General features: G+C 66.9%; 22 protein-coding genes and 1 tRNA gene. 11 read left to right on the top strand and 12 right to left on the bottom strand.

What is annotated here, in order from left to right:
* Positions 1-5 precede the first annotated feature (5 nt).
* From secD to OU682_RS06160, 3 genes are all read right to left on the bottom strand, one after another.
* Entirely contained in the window at positions 6-1,670 is a 1,665-nt protein-coding gene (gene secD, locus OU682_RS06170) for a protein translocase subunit SecD (RefSeq protein WP_268941196.1), read from the bottom strand.
* Between the two features lie 38 nt (positions 1,671-1,708).
* Positions 1,709-2,044: a preprotein translocase subunit YajC gene (gene yajC, locus OU682_RS06165; protein WP_268941195.1), complete on the bottom strand. Its 336-nt coding sequence runs from the start codon at positions 2,042-2,044 to the stop codon at positions 1,709-1,711.
* 140 nt (positions 2,045-2,184) lie between these two features.
* A complete protein-coding gene (locus OU682_RS06160; RefSeq protein ID WP_268941194.1) occupies positions 2,185-3,351 on the bottom strand; it encodes a M20 aminoacylase family protein in 1,167 nt (388 codons plus the stop codon).
* 61 nt (positions 3,352-3,412) lie between these two features.
* On the opposite strand from OU682_RS06160, the gene mazG reads away from it, so the two are divergent.
* Entirely contained in the window at positions 3,413-4,228 is an 816-nt protein-coding gene (gene mazG, locus OU682_RS06155) for a nucleoside triphosphate pyrophosphohydrolase (RefSeq protein ID WP_268941193.1), read from the top strand.
* Between the two features lie 59 nt (positions 4,229-4,287).
* On the opposite strand, the gene dusA is transcribed toward mazG, so the two are convergent.
* The 5 genes from dusA to OU682_RS06130 all read right to left on the bottom strand — a co-directional run bounded on the left by dusA (position 4,288) and on the right by OU682_RS06130 (position 8,305).
* Entirely contained in the window at positions 4,288-5,298 is a 1,011-nt protein-coding gene (gene dusA / locus OU682_RS06150; RefSeq protein WP_268941192.1) for a tRNA dihydrouridine(20/20a) synthase DusA, read from the bottom strand.
* 135 nt (positions 5,299-5,433) lie between these two features.
* A tRNA-Val gene (locus tag OU682_RS06145) sits at positions 5,434-5,508 on the bottom strand.
* 56 nt (positions 5,509-5,564) lie between these two features.
* Positions 5,565-5,891: an HU family DNA-binding protein gene (locus OU682_RS06140; protein ID WP_268941191.1), complete on the bottom strand. Its 327-nt coding sequence runs from the start codon at positions 5,889-5,891 to the stop codon at positions 5,565-5,567.
* A gap of 148 nt (positions 5,892-6,039) precedes the next feature.
* Positions 6,040-7,899, bottom strand: coding sequence for a DEAD/DEAH box helicase (locus OU682_RS06135; RefSeq protein ID WP_268941190.1), 1,860 nt, complete (start codon positions 7,897-7,899; stop codon positions 6,040-6,042).
* A 154-nt stretch (positions 7,900-8,053) separates the two neighbouring features.
* A complete protein-coding gene (locus tag OU682_RS06130) occupies positions 8,054-8,305 on the bottom strand; it encodes a DUF2312 domain-containing protein (protein ID WP_103172693.1) in 252 nt (83 codons plus the stop codon).
* A 113-nt stretch (positions 8,306-8,418) separates the two neighbouring features.
* Here OU682_RS06130 and OU682_RS06125 point away from each other — a divergent pair, with 113 nt between their 5' ends.
* Positions 8,419-8,643 (top strand): hypothetical protein, encoded by a 225-nt coding sequence (locus tag OU682_RS06125; protein WP_268941189.1) that lies wholly within the window; start codon positions 8,419-8,421, stop codon positions 8,641-8,643.
* Positions 8,643-9,098 carry a D-aminoacyl-tRNA deacylase gene (gene dtd / locus OU682_RS06120; RefSeq protein WP_268941188.1) on the top strand — a complete coding sequence of 152 codons (456 nt, stop codon included), beginning with the start codon at positions 8,643-8,645 and terminating at the stop codon, positions 9,096-9,098. Before OU682_RS06125 ends, dtd begins: the two co-directional genes overlap by 1 nt.
* On the opposite strand, the gene OU682_RS06115 is transcribed toward dtd, so the two are convergent.
* Positions 9,088-10,047 (bottom strand): M10 family metallopeptidase C-terminal domain-containing protein, encoded by a 960-nt coding sequence (locus OU682_RS06115; protein ID WP_268941187.1) that lies wholly within the window; start codon positions 10,045-10,047, stop codon positions 9,088-9,090. The genes dtd and OU682_RS06115 overlap by 11 nt on opposite strands.
* A 475-nt stretch (positions 10,048-10,522) precedes the next feature.
* Here OU682_RS06115 and OU682_RS06110 point away from each other — a divergent pair, with 475 nt between their 5' ends.
* Entirely contained in the window at positions 10,523-11,752 is a 1,230-nt protein-coding gene (locus OU682_RS06110; protein WP_268941267.1) for a DEAD/DEAH box helicase, read from the top strand.
* 72 nt (positions 11,753-11,824) lie between these two features.
* Here the strand turns inward: OU682_RS06110 and OU682_RS06105 are convergent, their stop codons facing one another.
* Positions 11,825-13,012 (bottom strand): multidrug effflux MFS transporter, encoded by a 1,188-nt coding sequence (locus tag OU682_RS06105; RefSeq protein WP_268941186.1) that lies wholly within the window; start codon positions 13,010-13,012, stop codon positions 11,825-11,827.
* 136 nt (positions 13,013-13,148) lie between these two features.
* Here OU682_RS06105 and OU682_RS06100 point away from each other — a divergent pair, with 136 nt between their 5' ends.
* From OU682_RS06100 to OU682_RS06070, 7 genes are all read left to right on the top strand, one after another.
* Complete coding sequence (locus tag OU682_RS06100; RefSeq protein ID WP_268941266.1) at positions 13,149-13,721, top strand: thymidine kinase; 573 nt, start codon at positions 13,149-13,151, stop codon at positions 13,719-13,721.
* An 89-nt stretch (positions 13,722-13,810) separates the two neighbouring features.
* The gene (locus OU682_RS06095; RefSeq protein WP_268941185.1) at positions 13,811-14,956 is read left to right on the top strand and encodes a D-alanyl-D-alanine carboxypeptidase family protein; all 1,146 of its coding nucleotides are present in this window, start codon (positions 13,811-13,813) and stop codon (positions 14,954-14,956) included.
* Positions 14,956-15,552 carry a dTMP kinase gene (gene tmk / locus OU682_RS06090; protein ID WP_268941184.1) on the top strand — a complete coding sequence of 199 codons (597 nt, stop codon included), beginning with the start codon at positions 14,956-14,958 and terminating at the stop codon, positions 15,550-15,552. The genes OU682_RS06095 and tmk overlap by 1 nt, the downstream gene beginning before the upstream one ends.
* Positions 15,549-16,655, top strand: a complete 1,107-nt coding sequence (locus OU682_RS06085; RefSeq protein ID WP_268941183.1) for a DNA polymerase III subunit delta' — start codon at positions 15,549-15,551, stop codon at positions 16,653-16,655. The genes tmk and OU682_RS06085 overlap by 4 nt, the downstream gene beginning before the upstream one ends.
* 3 nt (positions 16,656-16,658) lie before the next feature.
* Positions 16,659-17,468: a TatD family hydrolase gene (locus tag OU682_RS06080; RefSeq protein WP_268941182.1), complete on the top strand. Its 810-nt coding sequence runs from the start codon at positions 16,659-16,661 to the stop codon at positions 17,466-17,468.
* Positions 17,465-18,283, top strand: a complete 819-nt coding sequence (locus OU682_RS06075) for an MBL fold metallo-hydrolase (RefSeq protein ID WP_268941181.1) — start codon at positions 17,465-17,467, stop codon at positions 18,281-18,283. Before OU682_RS06080 ends, OU682_RS06075 begins: the two co-directional genes overlap by 4 nt.
* On the top strand, positions 18,280-19,224 hold the full coding sequence (locus OU682_RS06070; protein ID WP_268941180.1) for an AEC family transporter: 945 nt from the start codon (positions 18,280-18,282) through the stop codon (positions 19,222-19,224). Before OU682_RS06075 ends, OU682_RS06070 begins: the two co-directional genes overlap by 4 nt.
* 60 nt (positions 19,225-19,284) lie before the next feature.
* Here the strand turns inward: OU682_RS06070 and OU682_RS06065 are convergent, their stop codons facing one another.
* Together OU682_RS06065 and OU682_RS06060 are read right to left on the bottom strand one after the other, a co-directional pair.
* On the bottom strand, positions 19,285-20,235 hold the full coding sequence (locus OU682_RS06065) for an ABC transporter permease (RefSeq protein WP_268941179.1): 951 nt from the start codon (positions 20,233-20,235) through the stop codon (positions 19,285-19,287).
* A gap of 3 nt (positions 20,236-20,238) precedes the next feature.
* The gene (locus OU682_RS06060) at positions 20,239-21,537 is read right to left on the bottom strand and encodes an ABC transporter permease (protein ID WP_268941178.1); all 1,299 of its coding nucleotides are present in this window, start codon (positions 21,535-21,537) and stop codon (positions 20,239-20,241) included.
* Between the last annotated feature and the right edge of the window lie 6 nt (positions 21,538-21,543).

Raw genomic sequence — 21,543 nt, 5'->3', positions numbered from 1 at the left:
TCCCCCTACAGGATCAGTTCTTTGGGCTTGCGCCATTCCAGCCACCAGATGATCATCAGCCGCGTCAGGTAGATGGCGGTGAAGACCGAGGTGACAAGCCCGATGGTCAGCGTCACGGCAAAGCCCTTGACCGGGCCCGAGCCCAGGAAGAACATCACCGCCGCCGCGATGAAGGACGTGACGTTGGCGTCGATGATCGCGCTCATCGCCTCGTCGAAGCCGTCGCTGATGGCCTTCGCCACCCGCTTGCCGGCCCGCAATTCCTCGCGGATGCGTTCATAGATGATGACGTTGGCATCCACCGCCGTGCCCACGGTCAGCACGATCCCGGCGATGCCCGGCAGGGTCAGAGTGGCGCCCATGACCGACATGATCGACAGGATCAGGATCACGTTCGCGATGACCGAGATCGAAGCGAAGGCCCCGAACAGGCCATAGCTTGCGATCATGTAGGCCACCACCGCCGCCGTCGCGATGACCGACGACAGCCGTCCCGCGTCGATGCTGTCCTGGCCCAGTTCGGGGCCGATGGTGCGTTCTTCCAGGAAATCCAGCTGCGCGGGCAGCGCGCCCGCGCGCAGCAGGACGGCAAGCCGGTTCGCCCCGTCGAAATCCATGGATCCCGAGATCTGGCCCGACCCCGCGGTGATCGCCTGCCGGATCACCGGGGCCGAGATCACCTCGTTGTCCAGAACGATGGCGAAGGGCTGGCCGATATTGGCGCTGGTATAGGCGCCGAACTTGCGCGCCCCCGTCGGGTTGAAGCGGAAATCGACCGAGGGCATGCCGTTCTGGTCGGTCGAGGGGACCGCGTCGGTCAGTTCCTCGCCCGTGACGACCGGGCTTTCCTCCAGCGTGTAATAGAGACCCTCCTGTTCGGCGGAAGGCAGGATCACCTGCCCCACGCCGGGCCGCGCATCGGGGTTGGTGCCGGTCGCCACGACGGAATTGAAGGTCAGCTTGGCGGTGGTGCCGATCAGGGCCTTCAGTTGCTCGGCCGAGCCGATGCCGGGCACCTGGATCAGGATACGGTCGGCGCCCTGGCGCACGATGGTCGGTTCGCGGGTGCCGACCTCGTCCACGCGGCGGCGGATGATCTCGACGCTCTGCTGGACGGTGCGGTCGTCGGTCGCAACCTTTTCGGCATCCGAAAGCTGGATGGTGAGGGTGTTGCCCTGTGCCTGGATCGCGAGGCTCTGCTGGCCCGCGCCGGTCAGGGTCGTGACCGGGTTGGAAAAGCCGCGCACGATTTCTGCCGCGCGGGCGATCGCATCGGCCTTCTCGACCTCGATCTTCAGCGTGCCTTCGGGCGACGGCAGGCGGCGGATCGCGCCAAGCGTCGCGCGTTCATCGGCAAGGGCGCGGCGCAGTTCGGGCCACAACGCGTCCATGCGCGCCTTGTGGACATCGGCCACGCGCACCTCGCCCAGCAGATGCGCGCCGCCGCGCAGATCGAGGCCAAGCGCCACGACGGACGAGGGCAGCCAGTCCGGCCAGCCGTCGCGCGCGGCGGCGAGTTCCGGCGTTTCGACCCCGGTCCGCTCGATCTCGGCCAAGGCGTCGTTGTGGGATTCGACCCGCTGGTAGAACAGGTTGGGCACGGCAAAGCCGATGCCGATGATGCAGAGCCCGATGATCAGGATGCGTTTCCAACGGTCGATCTGAAGCATCTTCGCCGAAGCCCTTGATGGTTAGTGGAAAAACGCCGTCAGCTGTTCGCTGCCACGGGCTCGGTCCGGGACAGGACCTGCGACACCGTGCCGCGCACCACGCGGACGCGCACCCCGGACGCGATCTCGACCTCAAGCTCTTCGTCGCGCACGCTGGACACCTTGCCGATGATGCCGCCCTGGGTGACGACCTGGTCGCCCTTCTTCAGCGCCGCGACCATTTCGCGGTGCTGCTTCACGCGCTTCTGCTGGGGGCGGATCATCAGGAAATACATGATCGCGAAGATCAGGATCAGCGGGATGAACTGCGCAAACGCGGCGCCGGCGCCGGCATTGCCTGCGGCGGCCTGGGCATAGGCGGGGGTGACGAACATGGACGGTCCTTTCGGTTGTCACGGCGACTGGCAGGATGGGTGACCCCGCCCGAATTGGCGCGCAACCTATCCCCGCCGCCCCTGCTTGGCAAGGAAGCCTGACCCGCTGCCGGGACACGGGCGCAAACAGGATCGTGAGGTCAGCGCGCCACGGGCTGCGCCCGTTCGACCAGCCGCGCGAGGAAGCTGGCGCCGATGGGCGAGATCGCGTCGTTGAAGTCATAGGCGGGGTGATGGACCCCTGCCGTGTCGCCCTGGCCGATGAACAGATAGCAGCCGGGCCGCGCCTCCAGCATGTAGCTGAAATCCTCGGCCCCCATCTCGCGCCCCGCCTCGCCCGAGGCATTGACCTCGCCCACGATCTCGCGCGCGACATCGACGGCGAAGGCCGTCTGGCCGGGGTCGTTGACCGTGGCGGGATAGCCGGGGGTATAGTCCAGCCGGATCGCCACGTCATAGGCCGCGGCCTGGCCCTCGCAGATCTGGGTCATCCGGCGGCGCACCATGTCGCGGACATGCGGGGCGAAGGTCCGCACGGTGCCGCAGACATAGGCCGTGTCGGGCACGATGTTGTCGGCGCTGCCGGCATGAATCTGCGTGACGGACAGCGCAAGCTCCTCCAGGGCATGATGGTTGCGGCTGGAAATGGTCTGGATCGCGTTCACGACCGCCACCGCCGCGACGATGGGATCGGCGGTCAGATGCGGCATCGCGCCATGGCCGCCCCGGCCCTGGACGTGGATCTCGAAGGTGTCGACGGCGGCCATGATCGGCCCCGGCATGGTGTTCATCACCCCCACGGGCAAGCCGGGGCTGTTGTGCATGGCGAAGACCCGTTCGATCCCGAAGCGGTCCATCATGCCGTCGCGGACCATCGCCTCGCCGCCGCCGCCGTTTTCCTCGGCCGGCTGGAAGATCAGCGCGACGCGGCCCGCAAAATTGCGCGTCTCGGCCAGATAGCGGGCGGCGCCCAGCAGCATCGTGGTGTGCCCGTCATGGCCGCAGGCATGCATCCGCCCTGGCACGGTCGATGCGTAGTCCAGGCCCGTCACCTCCTCCATCGGCAGGGCGTCCATGTCGGCGCGCAGGCCGATGGTGGGGCCCGGCCCCTGCCCCTCGATGATGCCGACGATGCCCGACTGGCCGATGCCGTCATGGATCTCGTCCACGCCGAAGTCGCGCAGCCGCTCGGCCACGAAGGCGGCGGTGCCGTAGCAGTCGAAGCCCAGTTCGGGATGCTGGTGCAGATGCCGGCGCCAGGCGGTCATGTCATCCGAGAATTCGGCAATGCGGTTCAGGACGGGCATGTGGACTAAACACCTTGGCTGTGGCAATGGCCCATCAGGACAGAAGCGAGGGGAAATCGCAATGACCAAGGCAGATCGCGACGCCGGGGCCGAAATCGCCCGCCTGATCGACATCATGGCGCAACTGCGTGATCCGGAGACGGGCTGCCCCTGGGATATCGAGCAGGACTTTGCCTCGATCGCGCCCTATACGATCGAGGAAGCGCACGAGGTCGCCGACGCCATCGACCGGCAGGCCTGGAACGAGTTGCCCGGCGAGTTGGGCGACCTGCTGTTGCAGGTGGTGTTCCACGCGCAGATGGCGGACGAGAAGGGCATGTTCGACTTTGCCGACTGCGCGGCGGCGATCTCCGACAAGCTGGTCTTCCGCCACCCCCATGTCTTCGGCGATGAATCCCGCGACAAGTCGGCCGAGCAGCAGGTCAAGGACTGGGAAGCCATCAAGGCGGTCGAGCGCGCGGGCAAGGCGGAACGCGGCACGCTTGACGGCGTGGCCCGGGGCCTGCCTGCGCTGACGCGCGCCATCAAGCTGCAGAACCGCGCCGCCCGCGTGGGCTTCGACTGGCCCCATGCGGGCGAGGTCCTGGACAAGATCAAAGAGGAAAGCGCCGAACTGGTCGAAGCGCGCGACACCCTTGGTCCCGAGGCGCTGGAGGAGGAATTCGGCGACCTGCTGTTCGTGATGGCGAACCTTGCGCGGCACCTGAAGGTCGACCCCGAACAGGCACTGCGCCGCGCCAATGCCAAGTTCACCCGCCGCTTCCAGGCCATCGAGGCCGCGCTGGCCGCGGAGGGCCGCCGCCCCGAGGACAGCGACCTGGCCGAGATGGACCGGCTGTGGGATCAGGCCAAGGCAGCCGAAAAAGCGGCGGAGTAAGGGGGCTTTGCCCCCGGCCCTTCGGGCCTCCCCCAGGATATTTGGATGAAGAAGAAGCCTCAGGCCGCCAGTTGGGTGACCTGTTGCAGGGCGGCGTCATAAACCTCGATCCCGCCCTTGGAGGCGCCTTCGGACAGGGTGCGCTTCCAGCCCCGCGCGCCGGGCATTCCGTGGAACAGGCCCAGCATGTGGCGGGTGATCTGGTGCAGCCGCCCGCCGGCCGCCAGGTGGGCAGCGATATAGGGACGCATCGCCAGGGCGACCTGATCAGGGCTGCTGAAGGGAGGGAGGTCGCCCCACAGGCGGTCGGCCTGACCCAGGAGATCCCACGGCTGGTGATAGGCCGCGCGTCCCACCATGACCCCGTCCATGACCTGCAGGTGATCCCTGACCGCATCAAGGCCGGGAATGCCGCCGTTGATCGACAGGTGCAGGTCAGCAAACTGCCGCTTCATCCGGTGGACCAGCGAATAATCCAGCGGCGGGATATCGCGGTTTTCCCTGGGGCTGAGCCCCTGCAGCCAGGCCTTTCGCGCATGGATCGCGATTCGCCGGATGCCCGCGTCGCGCATCCTGTCCAGGAAGGCGGGCAGCACATCTTCTGGGATCTGGTCATCGACGCCGATTCGGCATTTCACGGTGACCTCGACAGGGCTTGCCGCGATCATCCGGGCCACGCATTCCGCCACCAGGTCGGGCGTCTTCATCAGGACGGCCCCGAAGCAGCCCGACTGAACCCGGTCGCTGGGGCAGCCGACATTCAGGTTGATCTCGTCATAGTCCCAATCCGCCGCGATGCGGGTGGCGGCCTCAAGTTCGGCCGGGTCCGATCCGCCCAGTTGCAGGGCCACGGGATGTTCGGCCGCGTCGTAATCCAGCAGCCGGTGGCGGTCGCCATGAATGATCGCGGGGGCGGTCACCATTTCGGTATAAAGCAGCGCGCGTCGCGACAGGAGGCGGTGGAAGACCCGGCAATGCCGGTCGGTCCAGTCCATCATCGGCGCGATGGACAGTGTCGCGGCATCCCGCACGGAGGGGGCATCCTGGGGCAGTTGCAGGGCATGGACCATGGCAGTTCCCGTTGAAGACAAGCAGGGACCGGCTTTTAACCGATCGCGCGCAAATCATCATATGGCCGGAAAAGTCAGGCTCGCGGCGGTGCCCCGGCGGGAAACCAGCGTCCAGGACACCGACAGAATGGATAATGGTGGGTGATAACGGATTTGAACCGCTGACATCTTCGATGTGAACGAAGCGCTCTACCGCTGAGCTAATCACCCGTGGGCGCAGCATCTAGCAGGCTCAAAAGGCGGCCGCAAGGGCGAATCGTTGCTTGTCAGTCCCCGACGGCGGGGTGGGCGGACTGGCGGATGCTGGCCGGCCTGCGGCGCAGGCGCAACGTGATGATCTCTCCTCCGCGTTGGTCGCGTTCCAGGTTGACCCGGGCCCGGCCGAGGGGCGGCACGGCCAGCGTCTCGCCCGCAGACAAGGCCTTTCCCAACTGGGCAAGCGTCGCCTCGATGATGGGGCGGGCGTCTGCCTTCTTGGCGCCGCTGGCGGCCACCACACGGTCGACAAAGTCCTTCTTCTGCAAAACCTGCGCCGGCTGAGGGTTGCGGCGCGAGCCCCCATCCCCGTCTGCGGCGCCGATACGCTTAATCATCACCCGAACTCCATGAACTAGAACACCGAGTTCAGCGTGAGACGACTCTGACCCAAGGTCAACATTATTCTTGAGTTTGAGTCGCCCTCTGCAAGAAAGCGCCGTGGCGGCGGGGTGCCGTGCAGCCTGACGGATGCACGGCCCCTTGTCAGCGTTCGCCCTTGACCGGCTTGCCGCCCTTGCGGTGGGCCGTGAACTTGCCACGTTCCTTGCCACCTTCGGATCGCGCGGTCTTGGCCCGGAAGCCGCCGGGCTTTGCGCCTTCCTGGGCGGGCTTGCCCGTCCTGGTGCTGCGTTCTTCGGGGGTCCAGCGCGGCTTCTTGGTCCTTGCCGGAACCTCGCCCGATGCTTCGGGACGCGAAGGCTTCTTCCACTCGCCCTCGGGCTTGCGGTGGGCGGGGCGCTCGGCGGGCCGGGGTGCCCGTTCCAGGTCGGGCTCTCCGTCCAGGCGGCGCATTGTCAGGCCCGGCTCAAGCTCCATCGCCTTGCCGAACTTGCCGGCCTGCGCGACGGCGATCTGCACGAAGGTTTCGTCCTGGCGGACGCGAATGGCGCCGATGGCATCGCGGTTGATGCCGCCGCCGTCGCAGATCTTGGGCAGAAGCCAGCGCGCCTCGGCCCGGGCGGTATGACCCACGGACAACTGGAACCACACCGCCTCGCCAAAAGGCGGGCGTTCGCGGGCCGCTGTCGGGGCACGGTCCTGCAGGACGGTCAGTTCCTCGGGCGCGGGGCGGCCTTCGCGCCACAGCCGGATAAAGGCTTGCGCCAGCCGGTCAGGGCCGAAACGCTCCAGCATCTGCCGAGCCAAGTCCGCATCGTCGTCCGAATCACCCTGCAGCGCCGGGTGGTCCAGCATCCGGGTGTCGTCACGTGCGCTAACCTCGTCGGCCGAGGGCGCGGGACCCCAATCGGCCTCGACCTTGGCGCGTTTCAGAAGCATCTGCGCCTTGCGGACCTCGGACGGCATGACGATCAGGGCCGAGACGCCCTTGGCCCCTGCCCGGCCGGTGCGGCCCGAACGGTGCAGCAGCGTTTCGGAATTCGTCGGCAGGTCGGCATGGATCACCAGTTCCAGCCCCGGCAGGTCGATGCCGCGCGCCGCCACGTCGGTCGCCACGCAGACCGAGGCGCGTCCGTCCCGCAGCGCCTGCAGGGCATGGGTGCGTTCCTGCTGGCTGAGTTCGCCCGAAAGCGCCACGGCCTTGAAGCCCCGGTTCCCCATGCGGGCCAGCAGGTGGTTCACGTTGGCCCGCGTCTTGCAGAAGATGATCGCGGTCCGCGCCTCGTGCAGGCGCAGGATGTTGAAGATCGCGGGCTCGCGGTCGCGGGCGGCGACGTTGAAGGCGCGGTATTCGATGTCGCCGTGCTGGCGCGATTCGCCCTGGGCCATGATGCGCATCGCGTCGCGCTGGAAGGTGCCCGCCAGATGCTCGATCGCGGGGGGAACCGTTGCCGAGAACATCAGCGTGCGCCGGTCTGCGGGGGCGGATTCAAGGATGAATTCCAGATCCTCGCGGAAGCCCAGATCCAGCATCTCGTCCGCTTCGTCCAGCACCGCGACGCGCAGGGCCGACAGGTCCAGCGAACCACGCTCGATATGGTCGCGCAGCCGGCCCGGGGTGCCCACGACGATATGGGCGCCGCGCTCCAGGGCGCGCCGCTCGCCGCGATAGTCCATGCCGCCGACGCAGGTGGCAATGCGGGCGCCCGCCTGGCCGTAAAGCCAGCCAAGCTCGGCCGCGACCTGCAGCGCAAGCTCTCGGGTCGGGGCGATGGCCAGGGCCAGCGGGGCAACCACGTCCGGCAGCATGTCGTCGTCCATCAGCTGCGGCGCGATGGCAAGGCCGAAGGCCACGGTCTTGCCCGATCCGGTCTGCGCCGAGACCAGCATGTCGCGCCCTGCCGCGTCGGTTTCCAGGACCGCCTGTTGAACTGAAGTGAGGCTGGCATAGCCCTTGGCCGCCAGAGCCGCGGCCAGAGGCGCGGCAATCATGTTGTCTGTCATAAACTTCGCCAGAATGGGGGTGCCTTACACCCGAGTGAGGGCACCGCGATCCTTGCGACAGACATCTCCCCGCGTCCGCCGCCCTGGACGTCAGGGCCGAAGGGGCGGCTTCTACGGGATCAGACATGAGAAGTCAAAGGAAATGACGCGGGCGTCAGCCCATGCCGAGCGCCTGCTTGTACATTTCCAGGATCGCCTCTTCCTCGGCGATATCGTCGCGGTCGCGCTTGCGCAGGGCCACGATCTTCTTCATCACCTTGGTGTCGTAACCGCGGGCCTTTGCCTCGGCCATCACCTCTTTCTGGCGTTCGGCGATGTCCTTCTTTTCCGCTTCCAGCTGTTCGAACTGTTCGATGAACTGGCGCAGTTCGTCGGCGGCAACGCTGTAAGCCTGATCGTCCATCATCGGTTTTCCTTCCGTTTTGATCCTGTCCCGTCCTTGGCGGCATCTGTTAGGCGGTCTTGCCGCAGGGCGCAATCGCCGCTAGGCCGCAGGCGCAAACATTGGGGGATGGTCCGATGACGGTTTTCGACTGGCTGATCTGGGGCGGCGCGGCGCTGACGCTGGCGGGTGTCGCGGGCCTTGCCTGGTGCATCGTGACGGTGGCCCGCGCGCGCAAGGCCGGCCTTGCCGATGCGGCGATGCGCGCGCGGATGCGCAGCGTTCTGGCCGTCAACATGGGCGCGCTTGCGGTGTCGATGATCGGGCTGCTGCTGGTCATCACCGGCATTGCGTTGGTCTGATGCGCGCGCTTGTCCAACGCGTGACCGAGGCGCAAGTCGAGGTCGAAGGCGCCACCATCGGCCGCACCGGGCCGGGGCTGCTGGTGCTGGTCTGCGCCATGGCAGGCGATGATGAAACCGCGGCCGACAGGCTGGCCGCCCGCGTGGCCAAGCTGCGCATCTTCCGCGACGACCAGGGGCGGATGAACCGGTCGCTGCTGGACGTCGGCGGTGGCGCGCTGGTGATCAGCCAGTTCACCTTGGCCGCCGATACCCGCACGGGAAACCGCCCCGGCTTTTCATCCGCCGCCGCGCCCGAGGATGGAAAGCGGCTTTACGAACGCTTTGCCGAATGCCTGCGCGACCAGGGCATCGCGGTCGAAACCGGCAGCTTCGGCGCCGACATGAAGGTGCGGCTGGTCAATGACGGTCCGGTGACGATCTGGCTGGACAGCGCGGACCGCGCTACAGGATGAAGTCGGCCGCGCCCAGGCGGAGGGCGTCGTCCACCCAGATCTCGAAATCGGCGGTCTTGTTGCCGTTCATGTCGCCCCGGACCAAGACGCCGCCCGCCTGTTTGACATACCAAACCGAATGAGCGGCGGCCGTTGTGCCTGTGAACGCAAAGGCCTGGTTTCCGGCGCGCCCGATGCTTGCGTCGATCAGCGACAGGTCGATGTCGTCCTGCCCGGCCCTGAATTGAAGGATGCTGTCACGTTGCGTGCCCGGAACGGTTTCGGCGGGTGCGCGGAACACGAACACGTCCCGCGCCGCGTCGGCGCCGCCGAACATCTGATCGCGGCCCGATCCCCCTTCCAACGTATCGCTGCCGTTTCCGCCTTCAAGGATATCGTTGCCCGCGGCGCCGATCAGGCGGTCATGCCCGTCGCTGCCCAGCAGCCGGTCATTGCCCAGGCCGCCATTCGTCATGTCATTGCCGGTCCCTCCGATCAGGGTATCATTGCCGCCGTGTCCGAACATCTGGTCATTGCCTGCCCACCCCTCGAACCGGTCGTCGAACTGGCTGAGGTTGACGGTATCGTTGCCCGCCATGACCGAGGAAAAGACCACCCGATCGTCGGCATTCCCATAGGTCAAGCCCGCATTGTAAAGCCAGGCTGCTGGCACAGAAAAATTCATCGCGGACCAGATCTCCGGTCCGTCGTAGAACTCTTCGGAAAGAAAGGTGACGGTCCCCCCGGTCACATCGCCCCAGGCGTTGACGCCAAAGCCGAACCCACCGAAGCCCAGGAGCAGATCGTCATATCCATTCCAGCCATTCACGATGTAGAGGTCCTGATACGTCCGTCCGGAAATCAGGAAGTAAGAGTCATCTAAGAAGAAATCCTCGTAGAAATGTCGCGAATAGAAGTTCAGATCGATCGCATAGCTGTCGATTGCATAATTGGCTTTGATCGTGGCCATGACGCTTAACCCCATGAAATGGCAACTGTGGAACTGCCTGTATTTCTGGCACCGACGGCAGCCGCCTTCCACCGATATCTTTAATAATGATTAACGCCTTTTGGTCTCATCGATCTTGCTTGACTTGCAGACCGTGAAGGCCCATGTGGGTCCAGTCGCCGCCCGCTGCCGCGTGAGCAGCCGCGTTTTCCGCCCAGGGCCCGGCATTCATTCCAGTTTCCCATTCACGCGGGGAGGCTTGTGGGCATCCTCGTATCTCGCCCGCATCCCTGCTGATTGCCGCATGTTCATGCGGCCCCTGCCCTTGCATCCGATACGGGGGGTGCCTGGACGAAAGTTTTTGATGGAACAGAGCAACAACCGCCGCGGCTTCCGCGGCGCCAAGGGCAAGCCGCGCAGCGCGCCTCATTTCGACGCGAACGACGGCCGCCGCGCGCCCGCCCGCGATCCGCTGCCGACCGGCCCCTTTGCGGACATGGGCATCGACCACCGCATCAACGCCAATATCGCGGCTATCGGCCTGACCAAGCCGACGCCGATCCAGGCCGAGGCAATCCCGGCCGTTGTGGAAGGCCGCGACGTGCTGGGCCTGGCGCAGACCGGCACCGGAAAGACGGCGGCCTTCGGCCTGCCGATGCTGACCCGGCTGATCAACTTCGGCAAGAAACCCGATCCCAAGACCTGCCGGGCGCTGATCCTGGCGCCGACCCGCGAACTGGCCACCCAGATCGCCACCAATATCGACGCCTATGCGGAAGGCACGCCGATCCGCAGTTTCCGCGTCGTCGGCGGGGCCTCGATCAACGTGCAGACCGAACGGCTGTCGCGCGGCGTCGATGTCCTGATCGCCACGCCGGGCCGCCTGATGGACCTGATCGAGCGCCGCGCGATCAGCCTGGAAGCCACCACCTATCTGGTGCTGGACGAGGCCGACCAGATGCTGGACATCGGCTTCATCCACACGCTGCGCAAGATCGCGCGGATGCTGCCGAGGGAACGCCAGACGCTGCTGTTCTCGGCCACCATGCCGAAGCTGATGGAGGAACTGGCCGACACCTACCTGACCGAACCGGTCCGGGTCGCCGTGAACCCGCCGGGCCAAGCGGCCAAGAAGATCGATCAGGGCGTCCATTTCGTGACCCAGGGCGACAAGGCGACGCTGCTGGCGGAATACCTGTCCAAGCACCCGGGCGAACTGGCGATGGTCTTTGGCCGCACCAAGCACGGGTCGGAAAAGCTGGCCAAGCTGCTGGAGAAATGGGGCTTCGCCGTCGCCGCGATCCACGGCAACAAGAGCCAGGGCCAGCGGGAACGCGCGCTGGATGCCTTCCGCAAGGGCGAGACGCAGGTCCTGGTGGCGACAGACGTGGCCGCGCGGGGCCTGGATATCCCCGAGGTCGCGCATGTCTATAACTATGACCTGCCGAACGTGCCGGAAAACTATGTCCACCGGATCGGCCGCACGGCCCGCGCGGGTCGCGACGGTCGGGCCGTGGCCTTCTGCGCCCCGGCCGAGGTCGGCGAATTGCGCGCCATCGAAAAGGCCATGAAGGCGCCGATCCCGGTGATCGGGGGCGAGGTTCCGTCCGGTCCGATCCCCTCGGCCCGCCCGCAGGGCGGCGGACGCGGCAAGCCGATGGGCGTTGGTGCCAACAAGCGTCCGGCGCGGCGCCCGTCCCGGCAGCCGAAAAGCCGGCAGGCGTAGCACGCGGGGCGGCGTCGCCCTTTGGATATTTGGATGAAGAAGAAGCCGCAGGGTTCGCGCCCTGCGGCTTTTTCATGCCAGGCGCAGGCGGGGCAGCGATGCGGCGGCTGCGCACCAGGCAAGCGCCGCGCAGGTCGCGATGGCCGTCACCATGCTGGCGGCGCTGTTGTCCATGAAGGGGCCGGTCAGCGCGATCATCAACCCTCCGGTCAACATCTGGAACGTGCCCCCTAGCGATGATGCCAGCCCCGCGATGTCGGGATGGGGGTCCAGCGACATCACCATGGCCGTGGGCATGACCAGCCCCAGGCAGGCATTGCCCAGGAACAGCCCCGCCATGACCACCGGCAGCGCGTCGAGGCCCAGCCAGACGATCAGCGCCAGCGCGATCATGATCCCCGCAAAGCCGGTGATCGCCAGTGAGATCACCCGCTCCATTCCATGCCTTTGCGCCATCGGTCCGGCGAATTGCGAGGCGGTGAAGAAGCCGATGGCATTGACCGCGAAGGCGAGCGAGAAGCCGGTCGGCGACAGCCCGTATTGGCGGGTATAGACGAAGCTGGCCGAGGACAGGAACACGAAGAAGCTGGCCATGCCGAAGCCGCCGATCATGGTCAGCCCCATGAAGCGCCGGTCGGTCAGCAGTCGGCGCGCGCCCGACAGCATCGGCGCAAGGCTGACGGGGCGGCGGTGTTCCGGGGCCAGAGTCTCGGGCAGGACGAACAGGATCAGGGCCAGGCTGATGAGCGCCGCGACGGCCAGGATGGCGAAGATCTCGCGCCAGCCGCCCCAGGCCATGACCAGCGATCCCGTCAGGGGCGCCAGCATGGGGCTTACGGCGATGACGATCATGATCGTCGACATCACCTTCGCGGCCTCGGGGCCCGTCGCCACGTCGCGGATCACCGCGCGCGGCACCGCCATCAGCGTGGCGGCGCCGAGGCCCTGCACCGCACGCGCCGCGATCAGCCAGCCCAGCGTGGGCGCCAGGGCAGCCGCCACCGTGGCCAGGGTGAAGATCGAGACCCCGATCAGCAGCGGCTTCTTGCGGCCGATGGCGTCAGCCATCGGGCCATAGATCATCTGCGCGATGCCGAAGACGATGAAATAGGATGTCAGCGTCAGCGCCGCCCCCGCCTCGGTCGTGCCAAGGTCGGCTGCGACCTGCGGCAGCGCGGGCAGATACATGTCGATCGCGAAGGGACCGACGGCGGACAGAACGCCCAGGACAAGGGCCATGCGGAACAAGGGATCGCGCATCGGAGAACCTGACTTACATATGGAAAGGCAGCGCGTGACCGCGCTGGTGGATGTGACCGCCGCCCATGGCCTTTTGCCATCTGGCGTGGGTTGCCGCAACCCTTGCTGCCGCCCGGCCCCGGCGCTATGGGGCCGCATGGCCAAGCTGTACTTCCATTATTCCACCATGAACGCGGGCAAGAGCACGCTGCTGCTGCAGGCCTCCTACAACTATCGCGAACGAGGCATGCAGACGTTGCTTCTGACGGCGGCCATCGACAGCCGCGCGGGTCCCGGCCGCATCGCCAGCCGCATCGGCATCGGCGACGACGCCCTGACCTTCGACGCCGGGACCGACATGTTCGCGCTGATCGAGGATCGCGGCATGGACTGCGCCTGCATCTTCGTGGACGAGGCGCAGTTCCTGTCCCCCGCCCAGGTCTGGCAACTGGCGCGCGTGGCCGACGACCTGCGCATCCCCGTCATGTGCTATGGCCTGCGGGTCGATTTCCGGGGCGAACTGTTCCCCGGATCGGCCGCCCTGCTGGCCCTGGCCGACGACATGCGCGAGGTCCGCACCATCTGCCATTGCGGCAAGAAGGCCACAATGGTGATCCGCCGCGACGAGGCGGGCCGCGCCATCACCGAAGGCGCGCAGGTGCAGGTGGGGGGCAATGAAACCTATGTGTCCCTGTGCCGCCGCCATTGGCGCGAGGCGACCGGGAACTGATCTTCAAATCTCCCGGAATGATTGTGGCCCGCGTTGCGACAGCCGGGGCCATGTTGTAACCATCGGCCTGAACAGGCAAAGGACTTTTCATGCGCGCACTCCTGACAAGGCTTATGGCAATTCTGTGTCTGGCCGCCCCGGTTCAGGCGTTCGAAACCAACGCGACCTCGGCCTGGGTGTATGACGTGAACACCAGCACCGTGCTGATGTCGAAGAACGCCGAGGTGCCGATCCCGCCCGCGTCCATGTCCAAGCTGATGACGCTGTACATGGTGTTCGAGGCGCTGCAGAACGGCCGGCTGAAGTTGACCGACACCCTGCCCGTGTCCACACGGGCCTGGAAGATGGGCGGGTCAAAGATGTTCGTCGAACCCCGCGACACGCCGACCGTGGAACAACTGATCAAGGGCGTGATCGTCCTGTCGGGCAATGATGCCTGCGTCGTCCTGGCCGAAGGGCTGGCCGGGACCGAGGAAGCCTTTGCCCGTCAGATGACCGAACGCGCGAAAACGCTGGGGCTGAAGCACTCGGTCTTCAAGAACTCGACCGGCTGGCCCGCCGAGGGTCATGTGATGTCGGCCGAGGATCTGGGGGTGCTGGCGATGCACCTGATCAACGATTTCCCGCAGTATTACGGCGATTTCTCGTTGACCGAGTTCCGCTACATGGACCGGGTGCCGTCCAACCGCTTCAACCGCAATCCGATCCTCAAGCTGGATATCGGCGCGGACGGGCTCAAGACCGGCCACACGCAGGAAGCGGGCTACGGGCTTGTCGGCTCTGCCGTTCAGGACGGGCGCCGGGTGATCTTTGTCATCAGTGGCCTGCCGTCCGAGACCGCACGGGCCGAGGAATCGGAACGCATCGTCAACTGGGCTTTCCGCCAGTTCAGCATGGAAACGCTGGTTCCCGCAGGCGAGACGGTGCTGGAGGCTCCGGTCTGGCTGGGCACGAAATCCCGCGTCGGCCTGACCACCAAGGACGGCGTCAACGTGCTGGTGCCCGCCGGATCGCAGGACCAGGTCAAGGTCGAGGCGGTCTATGACTCGCCCATTCCCGCCCCCATCGCCAAGGGCGACCCCATCGGCCGCCTGGTCGTGACCGTCCCCGGCACGCAAGAGGCCATCACCCCCCTGCTGGCCGCCGAGGACGTGCCCGAGGCCGGTTTCGCGGGCCGGATGAAGGGCGCCGTCATGCGGCTTGGCCACAAGGCGGTCGAGGCTGCCGGCCTTTGATGTTCATCAGCTTCGAGGGGATCGACGGCTGCGGCAAGTCCACGCAGGCCCGCCTGCTGGCCGATGCGCTTCGCGCCGAGGGTCGCGATGTCGTCCTGACCCGCGAACCCGGCGGCAGCCCGGGGGCCGAGGAGATCCGCCGCCTGCTGGTCGAGGGCGCGGGCGAACGCTGGTCGGCGGAAACCGAATGCCTGCTGTTCACCGCGGCCCGCCGCGATCACCTGGAGCGCACCATCCGCCCGGCCCTGGCCGCCGGGCAGACCGTCATCACCGACCGCTTTGCCGACAGCACCCGCGTCTATCAGGGTGCGACCCGGGGCGACCTGCGCGGGTTCGTGGACCGGATGCACGATCTGGCGATCGGCGTGGAGCCGGACCTGACCTTCGTGATCGACCTTGACCCGGCCACCTCCCTTTGCCGGGGCAATGCGCGCGGCGGGGCCGAGGATCGGTTCGAAAGCCTGGGACTGGCGTTCCAGCAGCGGCTGGCCGAAGGGTTTCGTGCGCTGGCAGGCGAATTTCCTGCCCGCGTGCGCCTGATCGACGGGACCGGCAGCGCCGAGGATGTCGCCGCCCGCATCCGGGCCGCGTTGTGAGAACCGATCCCGACGACATCCCCGAACCCGACCGCGTTCCCGGCGCGCCGCATCCGCGCCATACGGACCGCGTCATCGGTCAGGACAATGCCATCGCCGAATTCATGGAGGCCGCGCAAGGCGGGCGGCTGCACCATGCCTGGCTGCTGACGGGTCCGCGCGGGGTCGGCAAGGCCACCCTGGCCTGGGCCATTGCCCGCTGGATGCTGTCAGGCGCGACCGGCCCCTTCGCCGCCACGGATACGCCCGAGGCGCGGCGCGTCAAAGCGCTGTCCGAACCGCGCCTGCATCTGGTTCGCCGCCCCTGGGACGACAAGGCGGGCCGCCTGTCCGCGCAGATCCCGGTCGATGAAATCCGGCGGTTGCTGTCCTTCTTCCACCTGTCGGCAGCCGAGGGCGGGCGGCGCATCGCCATCATCGACGCCGCAGACGACATGAACACCGCCGCCGCCAACGCCCTGCTGAAGGTGCTGGAGGAACCGCCCGCCGACGCGCTGATCCTGATGATCGCCCACCAGCCGGCGGGACTTCTGCCGACCATCCGGTCGCGCTGCCGCACCCTGCGGCTGTCGCCGCTGAACCCGACCCAGATGGGCAATATCCTGGCCCATCTGGGCATCGACGAGGATGCCGAAGCCCTGGCCGCCCTGTCGGACGGATCGGTGGGCGAGGCCCTGCGGCTGGCGGGCCAGGGCGGGCTTGACCGCTATCAGGAACTGGTCGATCTGATGGCCACCCTGCCCCGGCTTGACCGCCCCCGCGCGGCCGCCTTTGCCGAAGGCGCCGCAGGGCGTGCCGGTGCCGACGGCGATCCCTTCGACCTGACCATGACCGTGCTGGACCGCTTCCTGACGCGCACCGCCCGGGCGGGCCTGATGGGGCCGCCCCTGCCGCAGGCCGCGCGTGGCGAGGGGGCGCTGCTGGCCCGGCTTGCGCCCGACGACGGTGCCGCCCGTGCCTGGGCCGAGGCGCAGGCCCGCCTGTCGGCCCGCGCCCGCATGGGCCGGGCGGTCAACCTTGACCCTGCCGCGCTGGTGATGGATATGCTGATCGAACTGGCGCATCTGCCGCCCGCGCGATCCGCCCTGCCAGCCAAAGGTTGATCCATGTCCCAAGCGGCCCCTCCGCCGGCCCCGGTCTCTATCGTCGATAGCCATTGCCATCTGGATTTCCCCGACTTCGAGGGCGAACACGACGCCCTGATCGCCCGCGCCCGCACGGCAGGCGTCACGCGCATGGTCACGATCTGCACCCGCCTGCGCCAGGAACCGCAGGTCCGCGCCCTGGCCGAACGATATGACGGTGTCTTCTACGCCGCCGGAACCCACCCGATGAGCGTGGCGGACGAGCCGATGGCGACAGTGGAGCAGCTTGTCGCCCTGTCTGCCCACCCGAAATTCGTGGGCATCGGCGAAACCGGGCTGGATTACCACTACACCGCCGACAGCGCCGCGCAGCAGGCCGAAAGCCTGGCGGTCCATATCGAGGCCGCGCGCCGCACGGGCCTGCCGCTGATCATCCATTCCCGCGACGCCGACGATGACATGGCCCGCATCCTGACTCAGGAACACCGCGCCGGCGCCTTTTCCTGCGTGATGCACTGCTTCACCTCGGGCGCGGCCTTGGCCCGGACGGCGCTGGACCTGGGCTTCTATCTCTCGATGTCGGGGATCGCGGCCTTCCCGCGTTCGTCCGAATTGCGGGAGATCTTCGCCGCAGCTCCGATGGACCGCATCCTGGTCGAAACCGACAGCCCCTACCTTGCGCCGCCCCCGCATCGCGGCAAGCGCAACGAACCGGCCTATGTCGCCAAGACCGCCGCGATCCTGGCGGAAGCCTTTGGCATGGAATACCCGCAGCTTGCGGCGCAAACCTCGGCCAATTTCGACCGGCTGTTCCCGAAGGCCGCGGCATGATCCGGGCCACGATCCTGGGCTGCGGATCCTCCGGCGGCGTGCCTCGGCTGGGGAACCGCTGGGGCGCCTGCGATCCCGCCGAGTCCAGGAACCGCCGCCGCCGCTGTTCGCTGCTGGTCGAGCGCCCGGGTCCCGGGGGCACGACGCAGGTGCTGATCGACACCGGCCCCGATCTGGTCCCGCAACTGCTGGACGCCAATGTCGCGACGCTGGACGCCGTGGTCTATACCCATCCCCATGCCGACCATATCCACGGCATCGACGACCTGCGGCAGATAGCCTACAACGCGGGCAGGCTTATCCCGGCCTGGGCCGACATACCCACGTCCGAGGCGCTGCTGGACCGCTTCGGCTATATCTTCAGGACCCCGCCCGGCAGCTACTACACGCCGATCTGCGACCTGCGCCTGATCGACGGCCCCATCATCGTCGACGGTCCCGGCGGGCCGGTCACGCTGATCCCCTTCCGCGTCCAGCACGGGGAGATCACCGCCCTGGGCCTGCGCATCGGCGGGCTGGTCTATCTTCCTGACGTGTCGGACATCCCCCACGCAGCCTGGCCGCTGATCCACGGGGCCGAGGTCTTCATCTGCGATGCCCTGCGTCCCCAGCCCCATCCCAGCCATGCCCATCTGGCGCAGGCGCTGGACTGGATCGCCCATGCCGGAACCCCGCATGCGGTGCTGACCAACATGCATATCGACATGGACTATGCCACCGTGGTGGCCACGACCCCCGATCACATCCTGCCCGCCTTCGACGGCATGGTGATCGAGGCCAGCGCCGATGCGCCCGATCACCCCGCCGCGCTATGAGCGCGCTGTTCAACATCATCGTGCCGGTCTTCCTGATCGTGGGCTTCGGCTATCTGGTGGCCTGGCGCGGCATCTTCCGCGAAAGCGCGGTGGACGGGCTGATGGTCTTCGCGCAGAACTTTGCCGCCCCAACGCTGCTGTTCGCCTCCATGTCGCGGCTGGATCTCGGGGCCGAATTCCGCCCGGCGCTGCTGCTGCCCTTCTATATCGGCGCCTTTTCCAGCTATTTCATCGGCTGGGCAGGCGCGCGGTTCCTGTTCGACCGCCCGCCGATGGACTGCGTGGCGATCGGCTTCACCTGCCTGTTCTCCAACAGCCTGCTGCTGGGCATCCCGATCATGGAGCGCGCCTATGGCCCCGACTCGTTGTCGGGCAACTGGGCGATCATCGCGATCCATTCGCCGCTGCTTTATACCTTCGGCATCACGGTGATGGAGTTCACGCGCGCCCGTGGCAGCGGCTTGACGGTCGGCCGCGTCGCGCTGCGCGCCATAACAGGCGTGCTGCGCACGCCGCTGGTGATCGGCATCCTGACAGGCGTGTCGATGAACGTCCTGATGCAGGCGGGTCTGGTCATGCCCGAGGGCTTCTGGGCCGCCGTGGACATGATCGCCGATGCCGCCCTGCCCGCCGCCCTGTTCGGCCTCGGAGGCGTTCTCTACCGCTATCGCCCGGAAGGTGACAGCGGCGCCATCGCGCTCTGCTGCGCCTGTTCGCTGCTGGTCCATCCGGGCGTCGCTTACGCCCTGGCCAGGATCACGGGACTGGACGATGCCGGCCTGCGGTCTGCGGTGATGACAGCCGCCATGGCGCCGGGGGTGAACGCCTATCTGTTTGCGAACCTGTATGGCGCTGCCAAGCGGGTCGCAGCGACCACGGTCCTTGTCGGAACCGCGATCTCGGTCCTGACGATCTGGATGTGGCTGGCAATCCTGCCGTAAGGCATCTTCTTCACGAAAGTATCCCGCGGGGGTCTGGGGGCGCGAAGCCCCCAGCCTGTGTCACCTCGGCGTGACACCCCGGATCCGCTCCGACCGCCGGCGCAGCAATTCCACGGTGGTCAGCAGTGCGATGGAGAAGATCACCAGCAGCGTCGCCACGGCCAGGATGGCGGGGCTGATCTGCTCGCGGATGCCGTTCCACATCTGCCGCGGGATGGTCTGCTGCTCGGGGCCGGCGATGAACAGCACCGCCACTACCTCGTCAAACGAGGTGACAAAGGCGAATAGCGCCCCCGAGATCACGCCCGGCAGGATCAAGGGCATGGTCACGCGGAAGAAGGTGGTGCGCGGATTGGCCCCCAGCGATGCCGCCGCCCGGTTCAACGACTGGTCGAAGCCCACCAGCGTCGCCGTCACCGTGATGATGACAAACGGAATGCCCAGCGTCGCATGGGCCAGAATAACGCCGACATAGGTTCCCGCCAGCCGACCGCAATTGGTGGGCAGGCCGAAGATACCCAGAAGCTCGCAGGGGTTCGAATAGAAGAAGAACATCCCGGTCGCCGTGATGATCAGCGGCACGATCATGGGCGAGATCAGGATCGCCATGATCGCCCGGCGGAACGGCATCTCGGGGCGCGACAGGCCAAGGGCTGCCAGCGTGCCCAGCACGGTCGCCAGCAGGGTCGAGAACACCCCGATGATGATCGAGTTCTTGGCGGCCTTCACCCAGTTCGCGTTCTGCCAGGCATCCGACCAGAAGGCCCAGCCGGTGGCGTCGGGGTTCTGCATCCCGAAGGTCAGCAGGCTGCGATACCAACGCAGGCTGTAGCCCTCGGGGTCGAGGGACAGCATGCGGTCGGTAAAGGTGAAGTAGGGCTCGGCGTTGAAGGACAGCGGGATGATCACCACAATGGGCGCGATCAGGAAGAAGAAGATCAGCCCGCAGATCACCAGATAGGCGTAATGCCAGATGCGCTCCAGCGGGGTTGCATAGGTCGGAACAGCCATGGATCACCCCAGCTTCAGGTTGTCGATGCCGACCATGCGGTCATACACCCAGTACAGCAGCAGGACCGCGCCCAGCAGCAGCGCGGCCAGCGCCGCCGCCATCGACCAGTTCAGCGTGTCGGTCATGTGCATCGCGATCATGTTGGAAATCAGCTGGCCCGAGGATCCGCCGACCAGCGCGGGCGTGATGTAGTAGCCCACGGCCAGGATGAAGACCAGCAGCGCCCCCGCCCCCAGCCCCGGCAGCGTCTGCGGGAAATAGACCCGGCGGAAGGCCGTCCAGCTTGTGGCGCCCAGAGACCGCGCCGCGCGGACATAGGACGGGTTGATCGTCCGCATCACGGAATAGAGCGGCAGGATCATGAAGGGCAGCAGGATATGGGTCATGGCGATGATCGTGCCGGTCTGATTGTAGATCATCTGCAACCGCCCGCCTCCGCCGATGACGCCCAGCCAGACCAGGATGTCGTTGATCACCCCCTGCTGCTGCAACAGCACCATCCAGCTTGTGGTCCGCACCAGCAGCGAGGTCCAGAAGGGCAGCAGCACCAGGATCATCAGCAGGTTCGACTTGCGCATCGGCAGCGTCGCCAGCAGATGCGCGATCGGAAAACCCAGCACGAAGGTGATGAAGGTGATCAGCAGCGACAGCCAGAAGGTGCGCATGAACAGCATCACGTAAACCTGCTGGCGTTCCTCGACCTGCTGGATGCTGCCATCCTCGCCCCGCTTGCGGTCCACGGCGGCCAGGTAGAAGTTGCCGGTGACGGGGTTGGAGGCCTCGCGCATCGCCGACCACAGCCGGGGATCGCCCCAGTCCTCGTTGATCTCCATCAGGGCCGCCTGGTAGGGCGGCTCGATGCCGCGGCGAACCTGCCGGCCCGTCGAGGTGAACAGCGACCGTGTGCCCGGTACGTCATAGTTGATGCGGGTGCCGACGATGCCGATGGTGCGCGCTTCGGCACTGGCCTGCAGGTCGGTTGCCAGCGCGGTCCAGGCGGCCTCGTCGGGTTCCGCGCCGCGCGGGTTCTCGGCGAACCATTGCGACAGCTGCGGCATGTGGTCCGAAAAGCCGTCGTTGTAAAAGGACCGCTGCAGCATCTGCCCGATCGGGATCACGAAGGTGATCAGGACAAAGGCCAGCAGCGGCAGCACCAGCAGAAAGGCGCGGCGCCGCGCCAGGGCTTGCGACCGGGCCAAGGCGCGCACCAGCGGCCTGCCATCGGCGGTCCGCAGAGCCCCGTCGGTCAGCCCGCCGGCCGTTGTCGCGATGGCCGCATGCGGATCAAGTGCGTTCGCCATGGAGTC

The sequence above is a fragment of the Paracoccus benzoatiresistens genome, from assembly GCF_026913015.1.
In the GTDB taxonomy this organism is placed as follows: Bacteria; Pseudomonadota; Alphaproteobacteria; order Rhodobacterales; family Rhodobacteraceae; genus Paracoccus; species Paracoccus benzoatiresistens.
This window is presented reverse-complemented; position numbering and strand designations above follow the sequence as displayed.

Excerpts from the sequence above, each read along its gene's own strand:
- OU682_RS06105 (WP_268941186.1), bottom strand. The coding sequence starts at position 13,012 with ATGCGCGATCCCTTGTTCCGCATGGCCCTTGTCCTGGGCGTTCTGTCC.
- OU682_RS06130 (WP_103172693.1), bottom strand. The coding sequence starts at position 8,305 with ATGATGGACGATCAGGCTTACAGCGTTGCCGCCGACGAACTGCGCCAG.
- OU682_RS06135 (WP_268941190.1), bottom strand. The coding sequence starts at position 7,899 with ATGACAGACAACATGATTGCCGCGCCTCTGGCCGCGGCTCTGGCGGCC.
- tmk (WP_268941184.1), top strand. The coding sequence starts at position 14,956 with ATGTTCATCAGCTTCGAGGGGATCGACGGCTGCGGCAAGTCCACGCAG.
- yajC (WP_268941195.1), bottom strand. The coding sequence starts at position 2,044 with ATGTTCGTCACCCCCGCCTATGCCCAGGCCGCCGCAGGCAATGCCGGC.
- dtd (WP_268941188.1), top strand. The coding sequence starts at position 8,643 with ATGCGCGCGCTTGTCCAACGCGTGACCGAGGCGCAAGTCGAGGTCGAA.
- OU682_RS06160 (WP_268941194.1), bottom strand. The coding sequence starts at position 3,351 with ATGCCCGTCCTGAACCGCATTGCCGAATTCTCGGATGACATGACCGCC.
- OU682_RS06075 (WP_268941181.1), top strand. The coding sequence starts at position 17,465 with ATGATCCGGGCCACGATCCTGGGCTGCGGATCCTCCGGCGGCGTGCCT.
- OU682_RS06070 (WP_268941180.1), top strand. The coding sequence starts at position 18,280 with ATGAGCGCGCTGTTCAACATCATCGTGCCGGTCTTCCTGATCGTGGGC.
- OU682_RS06110 (WP_268941267.1), top strand. The coding sequence starts at position 10,523 with ATGGGCATCGACCACCGCATCAACGCCAATATCGCGGCTATCGGCCTG.
- mazG (WP_268941193.1), top strand. The coding sequence starts at position 3,413 with ATGACCAAGGCAGATCGCGACGCCGGGGCCGAAATCGCCCGCCTGATC.
- OU682_RS06095 (WP_268941185.1), top strand. The coding sequence starts at position 13,811 with ATGCGCGCACTCCTGACAAGGCTTATGGCAATTCTGTGTCTGGCCGCC.
- OU682_RS06140 (WP_268941191.1), bottom strand. The coding sequence starts at position 5,891 with ATGATTAAGCGTATCGGCGCCGCAGACGGGGATGGGGGCTCGCGCCGC.
- dusA (WP_268941192.1), bottom strand. The coding sequence starts at position 5,298 with ATGGTCCATGCCCTGCAACTGCCCCAGGATGCCCCCTCCGTGCGGGAT.
- OU682_RS06060 (WP_268941178.1), bottom strand. The coding sequence starts at position 21,537 with ATGGCGAACGCACTTGATCCGCATGCGGCCATCGCGACAACGGCCGGC.
- secD (WP_268941196.1), bottom strand. The coding sequence starts at position 1,670 with ATGCTTCAGATCGACCGTTGGAAACGCATCCTGATCATCGGGCTCTGC.
- OU682_RS06100 (WP_268941266.1), top strand. The coding sequence starts at position 13,149 with ATGGCCAAGCTGTACTTCCATTATTCCACCATGAACGCGGGCAAGAGC.
- OU682_RS06065 (WP_268941179.1), bottom strand. The coding sequence starts at position 20,235 with ATGGCTGTTCCGACCTATGCAACCCCGCTGGAGCGCATCTGGCATTAC.
- OU682_RS06115 (WP_268941187.1), bottom strand. The coding sequence starts at position 10,047 with ATGGCCACGATCAAAGCCAATTATGCAATCGACAGCTATGCGATCGAT.
- OU682_RS06125 (WP_268941189.1), top strand. The coding sequence starts at position 8,419 with ATGACGGTTTTCGACTGGCTGATCTGGGGCGGCGCGGCGCTGACGCTG.
- OU682_RS06080 (WP_268941182.1), top strand. The coding sequence starts at position 16,659 with ATGTCCCAAGCGGCCCCTCCGCCGGCCCCGGTCTCTATCGTCGATAGC.